Annotated in this window: 13 protein-coding genes; 10 read left to right on the top strand and 3 right to left on the bottom strand. The window is 39.5% G+C overall.

From position 1 onward, the window contains the following. Positions 1 to 763 precede the first annotated feature (763 nt). The 8 genes from ACZ5B7_RS16520 (at position 764) to ACZ5B7_RS16485 (ending at position 10,177) form a co-directional block, all read left to right on the top strand. Entirely contained in the window at positions 764 to 1,480 is a 717-nt protein-coding gene (locus tag ACZ5B7_RS16520; RefSeq protein ID WP_464490151.1) for a FadR/GntR family transcriptional regulator, read from the top strand. 48 nt (positions 1,481 to 1,528) lie between these two features. Continuing rightward, positions 1,529 to 2,506 (top strand): fumarylacetoacetate hydrolase family protein, encoded by a 978-nt coding sequence (locus tag ACZ5B7_RS16515; protein WP_464490150.1) that lies wholly within the window; start codon positions 1,529 to 1,531, stop codon positions 2,504 to 2,506. 467 nt (positions 2,507 to 2,973) lie between these two features. Further along, a complete protein-coding gene (gene mhpA, locus ACZ5B7_RS16510; protein ID WP_464490149.1) occupies positions 2,974 to 4,548 on the top strand; it encodes a bifunctional 3-(3-hydroxy-phenyl)propionate/3-hydroxycinnamic acid hydroxylase MhpA in 1,575 nt (524 codons plus the stop codon). Between the two features lie 201 nt (positions 4,549 to 4,749). Next, on the top strand, positions 4,750 to 5,634 hold the full coding sequence (locus ACZ5B7_RS16505; protein ID WP_464490148.1) for a VOC family protein: 885 nt from the start codon (positions 4,750 to 4,752) through the stop codon (positions 5,632 to 5,634). A 27-nt stretch (positions 5,635 to 5,661) separates the two neighbouring features. Then, positions 5,662 to 5,952 carry an antibiotic biosynthesis monooxygenase family protein gene (locus ACZ5B7_RS16500; protein WP_464490147.1) on the top strand — a complete coding sequence of 97 codons (291 nt, stop codon included), beginning with the start codon at positions 5,662 to 5,664 and terminating at the stop codon, positions 5,950 to 5,952. 153 nt (positions 5,953 to 6,105) lie between these two features. After that, complete coding sequence (locus tag ACZ5B7_RS16495; protein WP_464494510.1) at positions 6,106 to 7,287, top strand: acetyl-CoA C-acetyltransferase; 1,182 nt, start codon at positions 6,106 to 6,108, stop codon at positions 7,285 to 7,287. Between the two features lie 41 nt (positions 7,288 to 7,328). Then, on the top strand, positions 7,329 to 8,117 hold the full coding sequence (locus ACZ5B7_RS16490; protein ID WP_464490146.1) for an enoyl-CoA hydratase/isomerase family protein: 789 nt from the start codon (positions 7,329 to 7,331) through the stop codon (positions 8,115 to 8,117). Between the two features lie 83 nt (positions 8,118 to 8,200). After that, a complete protein-coding gene (locus tag ACZ5B7_RS16485; protein ID WP_464494509.1) occupies positions 8,201 to 10,177 on the top strand; it encodes an acetoacetate--CoA ligase in 1,977 nt (658 codons plus the stop codon). A gap of 263 nt (positions 10,178 to 10,440) precedes the next feature. Here the strand turns inward: ACZ5B7_RS16485 and ACZ5B7_RS16480 are convergent, their stop codons facing one another. Beyond that, a complete protein-coding gene (locus ACZ5B7_RS16480) occupies positions 10,441 to 12,210 on the bottom strand; it encodes a multicopper oxidase family protein (RefSeq protein WP_464490145.1) in 1,770 nt (589 codons plus the stop codon). A 375-nt stretch (positions 12,211 to 12,585) separates the two neighbouring features. Beyond that, on the bottom strand, positions 12,586 to 12,987 hold the full coding sequence (locus ACZ5B7_RS16475) for a hypothetical protein (RefSeq protein WP_464490144.1): 402 nt from the start codon (positions 12,985 to 12,987) through the stop codon (positions 12,586 to 12,588). A 575-nt stretch (positions 12,988 to 13,562) separates the two neighbouring features. On the opposite strand from ACZ5B7_RS16475, the gene ACZ5B7_RS16470 reads away from it, so the two are divergent. Next, positions 13,563 to 14,147 carry a hypothetical protein gene (locus ACZ5B7_RS16470; protein ID WP_464490143.1) on the top strand — a complete coding sequence of 195 codons (585 nt, stop codon included), beginning with the start codon at positions 13,563 to 13,565 and terminating at the stop codon, positions 14,145 to 14,147. A 572-nt stretch (positions 14,148 to 14,719) separates the two neighbouring features. Here the strand turns inward: ACZ5B7_RS16470 and ACZ5B7_RS16465 are convergent. Beyond that, a complete protein-coding gene (locus ACZ5B7_RS16465; RefSeq protein ID WP_464490142.1) occupies positions 14,720 to 15,643 on the bottom strand; it encodes an alpha/beta hydrolase in 924 nt (307 codons plus the stop codon). A 232-nt stretch (positions 15,644 to 15,875) separates the two neighbouring features. Here ACZ5B7_RS16465 and ACZ5B7_RS16460 point away from each other — a divergent pair, with 232 nt between their 5' ends. Next, on the top strand, positions 15,876 to 16,400 hold the full coding sequence (locus ACZ5B7_RS16460) for an N-acetyltransferase family protein (protein WP_464494508.1): 525 nt from the start codon (positions 15,876 to 15,878) through the stop codon (positions 16,398 to 16,400). Positions 16,401 to 16,661: the final 261 nt, after the last annotated feature.

Raw genomic sequence — 16,661 nt, 5'->3', positions numbered from 1 at the left:
TTGCTATTTTTCTAGCGCTCGTGGGTAGAATAAGCTGCTTATTTTTACCGATTTGCTATTTTTCTAGCGCTTGTGGGTAGAATAAGCCGCCTATTTTTACCGATTTGCTATTTTTCTAGCGCTCACGGGTAGAATAAGCTGCTTATTTTTACCGATTTGCTATTTTTCTAGCGCTCGTGGGCAGAATAAGCTGCTTATTTTTACCGATTTGCTATATTTCTAGCGCGCACGGGCAAAATAGAAGGCTTATTTTTACCCGTACGACTCTTTTCTTAAACTCATGCGCAGAATAGGCCTGTTTATTTTTACCAGTGCGATACTAATCTTAAGCACACGGGCAAAATAAAAGGCTTATTTTTACCCGTACAACTCTTTTCATGCACTCACGGGCAAAATAGAATGTGTATTAAAGCCATTTTACATTCACAGAAGCTGTTTTTTTATTTGAACCTAAACTTAGGAGTGTTCTTCATCGGTCTCGGTGGGTTCTTTTGCTTCCTCTTTATACTTCATTTGTTCAAATTTAAAAATAAAAATTCAGAAAATATATTGACGAAATAATAAATATTACTTATTATAATATTCAGATAAGTAATATTTATTATTTCCGGTTTCAAGCATACCCTTTAAAAGGCAGGTGTTTAATTCAAGTATACTAGCACCGACATGGTTTATTCTACAAAATAACCTCCAATCCAATTTCATATCATGTATTCTATTAAAGAAGGTAAAAAGCCATGACAGGGGAGGAGGAGGTTTCAAAATGAAAAATAGAAGTGATCAGTTAGTCCATGAGCTTGGCAAGAAAATCGTAACAGGGGAGTACACTCCTGGTGAGATCTTACCAAAGGCAGAAGATATCAGTGAACGATATGAGGTAAGTCGAACCGTAGTGCGTGAAGCCTTTAAAGGGTTAACAACACTTGGGCTTGTGAGATCCAATCAAAAAGCTGGGACGATTGTCCTTCCTCGTTCTGAGTGGCAATGGTGGAATCTTGATGTATTAACTTGGGTTATAGAGGATGAGAATAATACGGACTTTTTAGTGCATTTGACAGAAGTGAGATTGGGCCTTGAACCAATGGCCGCGGCATTGTCAGCTAAACGAGCAACTGATCAGGACATGATGAAAATGAAAGATGCTTTTGAGCGTCTGGAGCAATCAATTGGGGATGAAAAGGCCTGGGCAAGTGCGGATTATGATTTCCATGAAAGCATCCTGCAGGCTTCCCACAACGATCTCATGATTAACACAGTTAAAACACTTCGAAAAGCGCTAGTTAAAAGCCGCGAAAAAACGATACAGGCTGCCAAGGATTTTCCGGAATCACCGTATGATACGCCAACAAAAGAAGTGCTTGATCGACACCGTGCTATCTACGATGCCGTCATAGCAAGGGATGAAGAGTTGGCCCGGCAAAAAATGACGGATTTAATATTACGTGTGAAAAGAATTTTAGATAAAATATACGGGTTTTAAAGCTAACTTTTTACTAAAAAATAGTTCGACTTAGAGAGGAGCAAAAACATGGGATTACAAGTTGTAAGATTCGAAAAGCAAGGTAAAGAGTCTTGGGGTGTTGTTTCAAACAATCAAATTATTGCCCTGAAAAATTCTTATAGCACTTTAGCACAATTTTTAGAAGAAGGTTTAGTAGAGGCTAGAAAAGTGAAAGAAACTGGAATTGGCGAGACTGTTTCACTTGATGAAGTGACTGTCCTAAGCCCGGTGACACAGCCGGCAAGAATTGTCTGCCAAGGAGCAAATTATTCTTCTCACCGCGCTGAAGCTGGCTTGGAAGCTACACGCCCGCCATTTAACCTAATTTTTGGCAAGGCAGATAGCTCACTTTGCGGAGCATATTCGGAAATTATCCGACCGTCACATGTGCAGCTATTAGACTATGAAATTGAATTAGGATTAGTAGTAGGAAATGAGATTTCCCAAGCCGTAGAAGTAACAGATGATACCCTTCATCAATATGTTGCCGGTCTTGTCATTATGAATGATGTATCCGCAAGGGATGTCCAGCTTTGTGAAGGTCAATGGTTAAAAGGGAAAAGCTACCGAACATTTGGACCTACAGGGCCGTACCTATACTTATTAGACAAAGATGAAACCGCTCTCATTCATGACCTTGAATTAAAATGTTTTGTCAATGATGAGCTTCGCCAAGCGGCCAACACGAACCAACTGCTTTTCAAACCAGCAGAGACACTTACTGAACTATCAGAAATCATGAATCTATCAAAAGGAGATTTAATTATTACCGGTACAACAGGCGGTGTAGCCTTAAATCTTTCTCCAGAAATACTTGGTCAAATTTCAAGCTTAGCAGTCCCATACCAACAGAAATTAGAATTACTTGTGGAAAACCAAATCAACAATGGTAAATATCTTGAAGATGGTGACGTGATTCGCTGCCAAATCAGAAGTGCAGATGGAACCATCGATCTTGGTGAGCAAGTAAACAAAGTAGTACCAAGTAAGGTTGCCATTTCCTAATTTACTTATCATATTGCTGGGAATTACATAAGCCGCTCTCATCATCCTGATCCCAGCTTCCCTTTATTTTAACCCAATTAGCATTACATTTTGAAAAGCATCATAAGTACTTAGTTGTTTGCTCTATTATTATTCATTGTTGATTTTCGTGTAGGTTTGAAAATTCATAAGCGAAGAATTTCCGGCTAATGTATAAAGAGGAAGCTTAAGAAGCAGAGATAGGCGGAGATATTCCGATTAACTGCTCTAAATAACACAAAATCCAAAGTTTAGATGATATAACCGGAAAAACTTCCTTTATTTTTAAGTAAAAATAAGTATTTCACAAAATACACGGAATTCTTCCGCTTATTTTGAGAAACTCAGTAAAATCAACATTCAGTTATAACAGAGCCTAGTTGTTTTAAATGTATCCGCTTTCACGCAGGGTTCATCCAATTATTAATAGTTGAAAAGGGGTTTGGTAGATGAATCAAGAAATTCATGATGTTGCTATTGTCGGTTATGGTCCTGTATCAAAGCTATTAGCCACCTTGCTCGGACAAAAGGGATGGAAGGTTGGCATATATGAAAGATTTCCTCACGAATATCCGTTGCCGAGAGCCGTTCATTTTGATGATGAAATTGCTCGGATTCTACAATCGGTTATTCCCGCTAGTGAAGTTGAGAGAATCACAGAGGTCGCCAACGATTTATACACCTGGTGTAATGCCGAGCGGAAAACTCTTTTAGAATTGAACTTTTCTGAATTTGGGGTTTCGGGATGGCCAGGTCATTTATTCTTTAATCAGCCGCAGCTCGAAGGATTATTGGATCAAGCCTGCCGCCAACAGGCAACAGTAGACGTGAATATGGGAAAAGAAGCTGTTGCATTAAACGAATTTGATGACCACGTCGAGTTAGTTGTAAAGGATTTACAGGGAGTAGAAACCAAAGTCAGTGCAAAATATGTGGTTGGCTGTGATGGCGCGAATAGTTTTGTCCGTAGAAATATGGAACATACGATCACAGATCTTGGATTTGTAGCCGATTGGCTAGTGGTAGATATCATTCCTCAAACCAAGAGGGAATGGAAACCAATGAATTTACAACTATGTGACCCAGCTCGTCCCACTACCGTTGTTTCAGGTGGTCCCGGAAGAAGACGATGGGAATTCATGGCCCTTCCAGGAGAAACAAAAGAAGATTTGAACAAGGAAGAAGTCGCATGGAAGTTATTGGAGCCTTGGGATATTACTCCTGCGAATTCTGTATTAGAACGGCAAGCGATTTACACATTTAAAGCCTTATGGGTGGATGAATGGAGAAAAGGCAGACTGGTATTGGCTGGCGATGCTGCCCACTTAACACCGCCATTCATGGGTCAAGGAATGTGTGCAGGCCTTCGTGATGCCAAGAATTTAGCTTGGAAGCTTGATCTGGTCTTAAGTGGAAAAGTGGATGACAACTTCCTCGATATGTATACGAAAGAACGTAACCCACATAATCGGGATGTGGTCGAAGCAGCCTTGTTTTTAGGAAAAGTGATTTGTGTAACCGTTCCAGAGGCTGCTGCACTTCGGGATGAGGCATTCTTTACCGGCAAGGTGCCGCCAATGCCAGAATTTCCATTTTTGACTGATGGCATTCTTGGTGAAACAGGGAATTACACGGGAAAACTATCTTTCCAGAGTCAGGTAAACTATCAGGGCAAGACTGGATTGTTTGACGATGTCGTTGGAGACGGGTGGCTGATAATGAGTCCAGTCGATGACCCTAGGAACGTTTTACAGGAGGAACAGGTAACCTTCCTTGAGAATTTAGGTGCGAAATTTATAAAAGTTTTGGAAGCCTACGATCCACAATTAGAATCAGCTCATCAGGTAGTAGATATTGAGGGAAAATACAAACAGTATTTTCATACAACTGGCTTAGAGGCTGTTGTGGTTCGCCCTGATTATTATATGTTTGGGGGCGCTGCAAAATTGGCTGAATTATCCTTAGTTGTTGAAGATTTAATCAAACAAATGGGGCAGTTCATCAATAAGGCAGCTGTTAGATAATGATACGCTTCTAAGACAGCTGCCGAAGGATCATAAAGGACGGGCATCCTTTATGATTCGTTTCTGATTTGTTTGGGGCAAACCAGAAACTGTTGGTAGACTTGGGAAAGTCTAGAAGTACATTATACAATATTTTTTTAAAAAAATAATAATTTTGGGATTATAAGCTTTTTAAAAATAAACCTTATGGGGGAATGTGCGATGTCAAACGTAAAAATATTTCGTTTAGTGTACTTGGATTTTTTTGCAAAAAACAGTGAAACCATGGTCGAGTATTATACTAATACAATGGGATATCGGATTACAGAGGAAAAGGATGGAGTTACCTATTTAAGTAACGGTTTCGACCATCATAATATTGTGATCACGCCAGCAGAGGAAAAAGCGGTTCGCAGATACGGCTACCAATTAGACGGGAATCACACCTTAGAAGAGGTACAGGAACAATTACATGCAAATGGAATTGCTTCTAGCTTGAAAATAGACGCCAAGCCGGGTGTTTCAAGATTACTAGAATTACAGGATCCAGCCGGCAATGTCATTGAATTATTTACAGAGATGGAGCAATCGGCTGTTGGCTTTGGTTCTTCAGGCATTGTTCCACTTAAATTAGGGCATGTGGCATTTTATGCGAAGAACTTTCAGGAGACCATTGAATTTTACCGGGATGCATTAGGCTTCTCATTTACTGACCAAATTGGAGTAGGCTTCGCTAATTTCTTAACATGCAATACAGATCATCATGTATTAAATGTTGTTGCTTCAGATGAGACGCGTTTACATCATATTGCTTTCCAATTAAAGGATGCAAGTCATCAGTATGCTAGCTCAGATTTATTGGCCAAGCATGGTCGCCCAACTCTTTGGGGCCCTTCCCGCCATACTGCAGGACATAATATTGCGACTTACCATCATGATCCGGAAGAAAATGTTGTGGAGCTGTATATTGATATGGATGTATTTGTTCCAGAGCTTGGGATCTTCGAGCCTCGCCCATGGCATGAGGTACTTCCGCTTAAACCAAAGGTTTGGGAAGCTTTGAGTGCTTGGGGAACAGAGTTTGAACTGGATTTGGCTAAAGTATAAGAAGTTACTGTAAGGGGATTCGACTCTATGGTACAAGAAATCATGTTGATTGATGTGAAACCGGGAACGGAGCAGGAATTTGAGAACGCTTTTAAAAAGGCAGCCGTTATCGTATCGTCTGCCAAGGGTTGCTTAGGATATGAACTACACCGATGCATGGAGCAAGAAAATAAATATTTGGTTTTAATTAAATGGGAAACAGTAGAAGACCATGTAACGGGATTTAAAAATTCAACAGATTATCAGGAAATGAAGTCTCTAATTGGTCCTTATTATTTACACATTCCACATGCAGGGCACTATGAAAAAGTAGACTGAGAATAATTCGGTTATTTAGATGAATTTTTATTAACGCAGGGGACATAGGTCATATAAGCTGACTTTTTCGTCCCCTTTTTTTCTAATTGAAATTGCAGGATTCTACATATAAAAAGAAGAAATTAAACAAAAAAAATAATGAATAGGAGAGATATCATGACAACTTATATAGTTGATGGAGCAAGAACAGCTTTTGGTACATACGGAGGCTCATTAAAGGATATTAGTGATTTGGAATTGGGCGTGGCGGCGACTAAAGGGGCACTTGAAAGAAGTGGCATACCTGCTTCCGATGTTGATGAAATTGTATTTGGAAATGTCGTCCAGACTGGAGCACATTCCGCCTATTTGGCAAGACATATTGGTTTAAATAGCGGATTAACAGAGTCATCATCTGCCCTTACCTTGAATCGGCTCTGCGGTTCAGGATTACAGGCAATGGTAACAGGGGCAACGTCCATTGCATTGGGGGAAGCAAAGGTCATTGTGGCTGGTGGCACCGAGAATATGAGTTTAGCTCCGCAAATCTTAAAGGGAACGCGGTTCGGTTCCCCTGGTAAGGCACCAGTGGTGGTGGATATGCTATGGGAAACGTTAATTGATCAATATGTTGGCTGCGGAATGGGGATGACCGCAGAGAATCTATCAGAAAAGTATCATATTTCACGAGAAGAACAGGACCAGTTTGCGGTTGCCTCGCAGCAAAAGGCTGGAAAAGCAAGAGATAACGGACGCTTCGCAGATGAAATAGTCCCAATTATCATCCGTGATAAAAAAGGGAAAGAAACCATTATTAAAGTGGATGAACACATTAGAGATAGTGTTAGTCTAGAAGGTTTAGGAAAATTAAAACCGGCATTTAAGAAAGACGGTACTGTAACGCCGGGTAATGCCAGTGGAATTAATGATGGCGCTGCGGCGGTCGTATTAGCTTCAGAAGATTATGTAAATGAACATAGTTTAAAACCGTTAGCGAAGATTGTTTCCTGGGCAGTAGCAGGAGTGGATCCAAAAATCATGGGGATTGGACCCGTACCAGCAAGCAAACGGGCATTAGAAAAAGCAGGCTTAACCTTGGCTGACATTGATTTATTTGAATTGAATGAGGCTTTTGCGGCACAATCATTAGCCGTCATCAAGGAATTGGGAATTAACCAGGAAAAAGTAAATGTTAACGGGGGAGCAATCGCTTTGGGACACCCGCTTGGTGCAAGTGGTGCGAGAATTACCTATTCTTTAGCCCTTGAATTGAAGAAAAGGAATTTAAAATATGGCTTAGCTGCCCTTTGCATTGGCGGCGGTCAAGGAATTGCCATGATTATTGAGAGAGTCTGATTTTGAAAAAAATAATCTATTAAACTTAAGGAGGAATCGATTTGGAAAACAAAGTTGTTGGTTTATCGGTTGAAAACCATGTTGGAATTATCACGTTAAACCGTCCGGAAGTAGGAAATGCACTGGATTTGCAAATGGCCAAGGAACTGATGGATGCAGCGATTGTTTGTTCTGAGCGTGATGACATTAGAGTAGTCGTGATCACTGGAGCGGGTAATAAGTTTTCAGTTGGCGGTGATTTAAAAAGTTTCGCAAAGGAAGGGGACGAGATAAGTTCTCATCTGAAATCGGTAACGGCATACTTACATCAAGCGATTTCCTTTTTTGCAAGAATGAATAAACCGTTTATTGGGGCGGTTAATGGAGTAGCAGCAGGTGCCGGAATGAGTCTTGCATGCGCATGTGATTTAGTCTATGCATCGGAGAAATCAAAATTCGTAATGGCTTATAACCGAATTGGATTAACACCTGATGGATCAGGCAGCTATTTTTTACCTCGTCTTGTCGGGATGCGTCGTGCCCTTGAGTTAATGTATACGAATCGACAGTTAACGGCACAAGAGGCATGTGACTGGGGAATTGTCAATCAAGTCGTTCCGGATGACCAATTATGGGAGGTTGTCCTTGGCGTTGCAGAAAACTTGGCAAAAGGACCGATGAATGCATTCGGCGAAACGAAAAAATTATTCTTTCATTCGCTCCAAGAAACATTGGAAACACAAATGAGCAAGGAATCCCTGCTGCTCGCTTCAAGAGCATGCAGTGAAGAGGGAAAAGAAGGAATCGCTGCCTTTCTTGAAAAGCGCGAAGCTGATTTTTTAAAGGGTTAGGATTGTATTCCTAGTAAAATAGTGAAATTTTCTATTGATTCATAGTTTGATCTTTAATCGGAGGGATTGGATTGGAAGCTGAAATGCTGAAAGGGCAGTTACTTTGGGAGCCCTCACAACAAACGATAAACCAGTCGAATATAAAGAAATTTATGATGTGGCTGGAGGAAAATAGAGGGCTCACATTTGAAGATTACAATCAGTTGTGGGATTGGTCTGTAACAGAAATTGAACATTTTTGGACAGCTATTTGGGAGTTTTTTAATATAAAATCAGAAACAGATTACACGGCTGTTTTATCTGGAAAAAGAATGCCAAACGTAAAATGGTTTGAGGGAGCCACTTTAAACTATGCAGAGCATGTATTCAGGAATGAAGATCCAGAAAAAGCTGCTGTCATTCATAAATCTGAGATTCGTCCCGTACAGGAAGTTACCTGGGCTGAACTAAGAAAGAAAACAGCTGCAATGGCTGCATACTTAAAGTCATTAGGGGTCAAAAGTGGAGATCGGGTCGTAGGGTATGCACCGAACATTCCTGAAACGTTAACTTCCTTTCTGGCATGTGCTAGTATTGGAGCGGTTTGGTCGAGCTGTGCACCTGAATTTGGCATCCAAAGTGTCATTGACCGCTTTAAGCAAATTGAACCGACTGTTATGATTGCTGTTGATGGCTATCAGTATGGGGGAAAGAGATATGACCGGTTGGAGCTTGTAAAAAAGATACAAGCTGAACTTCCATCACTAAAAGAGACCATTCTAGTACCTTACCTAGAAACGCAGCCGGAACTATCCGAGTTGAATAATACAGTCCTTTGGGACCAAGTTATTTCTGAAAATGATAATGCCATTTTAACATTCGAGCCGGTGCCTTTTAATCATCCACTCTGGATCCTATATTCATCAGGTACCACCGGAAAACCTAAAGGGATTGTACAAAGTCAGGGGGGAATCCTCCTTGAGCATCTAAAATTCCTTGGTCTTCAAGTGGATCTTAAGAGGGGCGATCGGTTTTTTTGGTATACTACAACAGGCTGGATGATGTGGAACGTAACTGTTAGCGGGTTACTGACAGGCGCGGCCATTATTTTGTATGATGGACATCCAAGCTACCCAAATGATGAAACATTGTGGAGCCTTGCCGAATCTACAAAAATGACAACCTTTGGCACCAGTGCCAGCTTTTTAATGGCCAGTTTGAAAGCAGGAGTTAAACCAAAAGAACAATTTGACCTTTCTCATTTAAGAAGCATTGGCTCCACAGGTTCACCACTGCCGGAAAGCGGATTTGACTGGGTTTATGAGCATGTAAAAGAAGATATATGGCTGACTTCTACTAGCGGTGGAACAGATATTTGTTCTGGGTTTGTCGGGGGAAGCCCGACCCTGCCTGTTTATTCCGGGGAAATCCAAGCTCGTGTTTTGGGGTCAGCTGTGAAGGCATATAGTGATGCAGGAGAAGAAGTGATTGATGAAATCGGAGAACTTGTCGTGACCGAACCGATGCCGTCTATGCCCATTTATTTTTGGAATGATAAAAATGGAGAACGCTATCAAGATAGTTACTTTAATGTTTACCCTGATATTTGGAGACATGGCGATTTTATCAAGATTACCGACAGAGGATCGGCGATTATTTACGGCCGGTCAGATGCGACGATTAACCGTGGAGGCATTCGAATGGGTACGAGTGAAATATATAGTGCCCTTGAGAGTATTCCAGAAGTAATCGATAGTTTAATTGTAGATATTCCAATAAGTGCCGAACAATCCTACATGCCTTTATTTATTGTGTTAAAGGAAGGCTTCAGCATAACAGATGAATTGAAAACTAGGATTAATCAATCCATTCGGCAAAACTGTTCTCCAAGGCACGTACCGAATGAAATTTTTCCTGTAAATGAACTGCCGAAAACACTGAACGGGAAGAAACTAGAGGTACCGATTAAAAAAATATTAATGGGAGTACCTATTGAGCAAGCTGTTAACTTGGGTTCCCTGAACAATCCAGAAACGTTGGATTACTTTGTTGAATTTAAAAGATTGTTAGAGTCTAGGTAATGATGCACGGGGACGGTTCTTCTGCCTCAAAAACTTAGGCAAGGGGTACCGTCTTGTTTTTTAGTTTCATCTGGTAAAAACCTAGATTCTTTTATACAAATAAAAACTATAAAAATTTTTAGCCACTTATTGTGAATTATAAAGAGGGGTCTGGTCGGCAAATTAGAGGGGCAGTACTCCTGTAATCAAGAAATATGAAAAGACTAGCGATTTTTAAGCTAGTCTTTCTTTCTCCTATTTCCTTAATATTATGAACGGTGGTGCTATGAACTGGATTCATCATAGGAACTCGATTCATCATGTGAACTTGACTCATCATGGTCTTCTTTACATCCACAATGTTCGTATTCCTCTCGACAGCATTGAGTAAACGAATCATCCGGACACATTTCTGGAATCGGAATGCACGGGTCGAAATTCGGATTTTGGAGTACTTCATACGGACGCATCATTTCGTGATCCTCGTGTTCAAGGATATGACAATGCCAAGGATAGATTCCAGTAAATGGTCCGAAGCGGGCAATAATACGAGTGACTTCATTAGGATTGGCACGAACGGTATCTTTCCAACCTCTTTCATTAGGGTCTGGCTCACGTGCCGGACCTATAATCGTGACATTTCCATTTTCATCAACTTCAATGGGTTCACGATTCAGAATCTGGAATTGGACAAGATGCAAGTGAATGGGATGAGTATCACCCGTCAGGTTGTACAGCTCCCATACTTCTACAGTACCATTATAAGGGGTTTCAGTAATCGGTAATTCATCCCACTCCATACCGTTCAGTAAAAGTTTCAAGCGGGCAGGAAATTCTGGATCATCAATTTCCATTAAGAAGTTCTGTCTAACCGTCACACCATTTGGTTCGAGTCTTTCTAAGCAGCTTAGTTTTTTAGGGATTTGACTTTTATCTGATTTTGAGCTTTTTTTACGAACACGAAATTCCATAATTTGCGGAAGGGGAGGGGCATCAGGGGAGCCATTAGGGAATGGTGCTGGTGCGTCGTTTGTCAGGATGATTTTTTGACCTTTATGTTTTGAGAAATCGACAATCACATCTGCACGTTCCGCTGGAGCAAGTAAAAGCCCCGTGGCATTGGAAACTTTAACAGGTTTCTTTAGAAATCCGCCATCTGTTCCTATTTGAATAAAATCTTGGCCGGAGCTTAGCCGTAATCGGTAAAACCGGGCATTAGAGCCATTCAGGATACGGAAACGGTATTTTCGCGGTTCGACTTCAAGATAGGGCCATACTTTTCCATTAACTAAAGCGGTATTACCGAAAAACTCAGGAACGACAGATGGATTGGGCAATGCTCTTTCATCAAATGGTGGAGGTGGCTCCGGGGCTGGGAAAAACGGTGGAGGCGGCTGTTGTGCTGGAGGCGGTTGATGGCCTGGCTGTGATGGATAGAATAATTCACCATTAGGATAGAATGACCGATCTTGTATCACTAACGGAATTTCATATTGTCCCCGAGGGAGATTCAGTTTCTCCTCTTTCTGATCCCGAATCAAATAAAAGCCGGCAAGCCCTGCATAAACATTTAATCTGGTAATTCCAACTGCATGGTCGTGATACCAGAGTGTTGTGGGACGCTGACAATTAGGATAGTAGTAAACTTCATGCAAGAATTTAGTACCAAAATTCTTGAAATTTCGCGTAAACCAGGCTTCTGGATATCCGTCGTTTTCCGGTCGTACACGTCCTCCGTGTAAATGTACAACTGTTCTAACAGAGGGTTCGTTGGGTTCTGCGCCATGAACCGTTCTATCCACGGGCAGAAGATGTTCAAAAGGCAAATCGTTTTCCCACTTAACAAAAATAGGCTGATTCCTGAGAACTTCAAATGTAGGACCAGGGTACATTCCGTTATACCCCCAAACTGTAGTAGGCGGTAAGTCTCTGTGCAACTTTTGTCTAACTTGCTTCATCGTTACCTCATAGTAGGGGATCCCGTCTCGATGACCAACAGGTTGTATCACAGAAGGCAGAGGCAAAGCATCAACAAACTTCTTTAAAAACGACAATATTTAGCTGCTCCTTTCAAAAAACAGATTCATTGTTTATCCTATGCATGTCCAATAAATCTGTTTGGATATTCGTATATCTTTAAACAGCTTATTTGATGATGAGGCATGGGGACGGTTCTTTTGCTTCACTTTTTGTCTGCTTGTACGAGTGGAAGGTTGGTTGATTAATAACATGAGTCAGCTTTTAGATCATGAGAACCGTCCCCATGCACCAGAAAATTGTTGGAATGGATATTAACTGGGTTTAACTGTAACCATTCTGTCGTTTAACCGAAAAAAATAATCCACCCTTTAGGTGGATTATTTCGACTCTACTACTAACAACTCTTTAATTAAATTTCCTGGTGTGTTTGAAATATTTATTAGGTATCATCATACCGTCGTTAAAACTGCTGCCTGTTCATAACAACCTGAATGCTCATTCCAAATAAAATAACCATCTCTCAATTCTACACTAGATGGGTAGGGAACATCGTTGTTATCATTTTGAGCTTTGTTTTTCACTTCCAGGTTTAGAAATTCCATCAATTCTGCTTGACTTATCAATCGGCATACATGATGTAGGGCAATCGATTGTTCATTTGCTAACCTATATTCTTTTACAATCGCAGTCTTGAAAGGGGCATTAAAATGTAACATGATCTTTAGATCGCTAAAATAAAGAACACCGAATATACTTTTCAGTTTTAGTGAGCCAACATTAAATTCTCTTTCAGATACCCAATCTTTACAACCAGTTAACGGATTATAAATAAAATAAAGTTTTTCATACATGCTATATTCTCCATTCCTAAGATACAGGATTTTAAATGGGTTTAATGGATTTCATGATTAACTAAAATCCCCACTCCAAAACAATCGACTTATGTTTCTTCAAACCATTATTTTTGGTTTAATCAAACCTTTAGGCTATTAATCTATTGTTCTAAGGTATTATATTTTGTAGAAACCATGTGCAGCATAGGTGACTAATTCAACTATATTAAACATAATCGCTTTTCTCATTATTCTAATTGTCAACCAAGTTCACTAATAATATTTTAAATCGAATAGAACAATATGTCAACTTAGTTGACATTGTTGGCTGGGTTTTATAAATCTTACCATCGATGAATGTTTTAAGTGGCCAAATAATAAGTATATGAAGATAAGGTGTGTTTAAAAGCAAACCTCATAAATTTCTTACTTAAATTCAGTTTATGTCGTTTGATGTCTGCGTTATAATTAAATGTAGGCTGTCATAATTTTTGTAAGATTGTCAGAAATGCTAATACATATTTGTAAAAAAAGAGCCTAACCTTAGGCTTATACATTTAACAAAAATAAACTACTTTGAGGAGATGACGGCATTGTCAATAGAGGTGCTATCGAAAAACACAGCGGACATTTTTGGTGCGATTATTAGGGAGCCCAATTGGGATAAAGTGGAGTTGCAAGAAGGGATTAGGAAGATTTTTTTACAAGCAAGAGACAGTGTGGGTTCTCCTGAAGAGTACCTGGAGTCACTATTGGTAAATGTTACCCTTCAATATGCATATACCAATACTGCCGTATCTTTCTTAATGGAGTGTATTGAAGATGAGAAGTTTCTCTCTCATGAAAGCTTCCAATCGACTTTGGCGAATGTTCCTAATCAAGTGAAAGAATCTAATTTCATCGCCGAAAACATGCCTAGGTTTAAGGAGTTAGTATATCAAGGCTCAACCATTGAAGAGCAAGTACCACATGCCGAAAGTGTTTATTTCCAAACTAAGCTAGTAAACGATTTATTAATTGGATTTATCGGGATCTTCCTGGAACCAAATAATAGAAATTATATGGAGAATTACTTGGAATATTCTTCTCAAGTAGTCGTGGATGCCGTTATGAACTATTGCCAAGCTTATTCTAATCATATTATAGAAGAGATAAACTTGATGAACTCGACTCAATAGAAAGCTCCTGGTCCTGGTAATCTATCCAAGTGGGGAAAAGCGATCCGTTTTTCTCCATTTATTTTATTTAGGGACTTATAGGGCAAGCCCTTTATCGTACAATTCCTTAAATATTGGGGGAAGACGTTTATTTGAATGTTGTTCCTAAAAAGCAGTATTGGATTTAATTTACGATGGATGAACTTCCGAATCCAGATCTCAGTGTCATCTGTGATAAAAGCGGCTTTACAGAATCCAGCCACATATAATGTTTTCTCATCAGGTTGTTTGAAGACAACGCCACACGTGAATTCATAGGCGGAGAATTTCCTGCTAATGTATATAAGGGAGGCTTTAGATGCGGATATAAACGGTGATATTCCGATTAACTGCTCTAAATAAGACAAAATCCTAAGATTTGGATAAAATAAACGGAAAAACGCCCCTTATTTTTAAAGAAATATGGGTATTTCCCAATTTAACCGGAATTTTACCGTTTATTTTTCATTTTAATGTTTTCGACAGTTAACAGAACCCGTTTTAAGTGGATAACATAATTGAATAAATATTTTTAAGTTGTGGGGTTATTTTTACTAAGACCTTAAGTACCTTTCAAGGAACTGGACAACACGGCGCGTATACTCTTTTTTATTCATAGGATAAGAATGAATGTGTTGACCTTCCTCCGTCAGCCATAATTCTTTATAGTTACCAGATGAGACTGAATGGAATAAACTTTTACTTTCGGTATAAGGAATGGCTTTATCTGTTTTACTGTGAATGAATAAGAAAGATTTTCCCTTAGCGTTCTTTACATGATTGATTGGGGAAACCTCATTAGGGTCAATTTTAAGGAGTTTTCGCATGGAGTGATAAATAATTGATGTAAAGGGCTTCTTCGGTAATTTGGACCAATAAGAAAGATTTTCTTTTAAAAACGGTTCTAAATCACTAAAGGGACTATCGGCAATGATGGCAGACACTGCAGAATGTTCGCATCCGGCAATAAGTGCAGTGGAAGCACCCATACTCCAGCCAAGAAGAGCGATGTGTTTCTGATTTTTTTTCTGAATGGCATAATCAATGGCCGCATATAAATCGTGATTTTCAAAGAATCCTAACCCCGTCGTTCTTCCTTTTGATTTACCGGCATTTCGAAAATCAAACATCAATACATTATATCCTTGTTCCGAAAGAACTCTTGCAAGCTTGAGTCCTTCAATCCTTTCCATGGAACGTTCATTCATATAACCGTGTGCAGTAATGACTGTTTTTTTGCTTTGCTTTGAAGTTGAAGGAATCCACCAGCCAGCTAGCTTAACTTTGTCTTTTCTGCTGTGAAATTCGATTTCCTCGAAAACCATACCGTAATCCTTCGGGTTTTTCGTAGTTTTTGCAGGGAAGGGGTGGGTTAGATACAAGCCGATGCTAAGAGGGGGGAGAAAAAATAAAAACGGTGCTGCCAATAACGGTCGCCAGAGGGATTTACTTTTTTTTTCCTTTCTCTCCTCATCCATTCTAACTCCTCCTGTCCATTTTAAGTAATCGGTACTTTATCATATGCCGATGATCAAAAAACGGAAAATCCAAAATTGTTATATTGTGATTTTGGGGATGAAGTTGTTTGCGAAAAAACTTATAAAAGGAGGTAGCTGCGGCACCTCCTTTCTTATTGAACAATGGGTCAGGCTAGCTCAAAAAGGAAGCAGGAGTAAATGGTATAATGTGGTATATGGAGGAGATGAACAAATGGATAACGGGTTTATTAAAATTAGGAAAGCAGATTTAACCGATACGAAAGGAATAGCTAAAGTACACGTCGACAGTTGGAAAACAACATATGCCAATATTGTTCCAGACGAATACTTAAATAATTTAACATATGAAAGTCGGGAACAGATATGGATAAACAATATTCCCAATGGCGGTGTATATGTAGCAGAAAATAATGAAGGGAAAATTGTCGGTTTTTCTTCTGGAGGTAAAGAAAGAAGTGGTAAATATAATGGATTTGATGGGGAGTTATATGCAATTTATATTTTAAAAGAGTATCAAGGACAAGGTATTGGAAAAGCACTTGTTAAACCAATCATAGATGAAATTAAAGGAATGGGTTTAAACTCAATGCTTGTTCTTGTTTTAAAAGACAATAATTCTCGTCTATTTTATGAAGCACTTGGCGGTAAAAAAATTGATGCTGTTGAAGTTCTGATTGCAGGGAAGAAACTTTCCGAACTAGTGGATGGTTGGGAAAATATTGGGGAGATATTTTAATTTTTTTGTTGAACTAAATTGGCCGATATATACTATTATACCCACCTCTCCAAGTAAAGTCCTATCGTTACAAAAAAGGTATAATTCTCTCAGATATTGAGGAATTATACCTTTTTTGCTTAGGGGGGACTTTATCAGTGCACTAGTTTATTGTTTCTACTTTTCCCCGGGTAAAACAAGGACTCTTTTTGACAAATTTTTTTGTATCTTCCATATTAAAATAAGTATTTGTCTTAAATGAGGTTCAGCACAATTTTGTAA

The sequence above is a fragment of the Neobacillus sp. S1115 genome, assembly GCF_055385565.1.
This window is presented reverse-complemented; position numbering and strand designations above follow the sequence as displayed.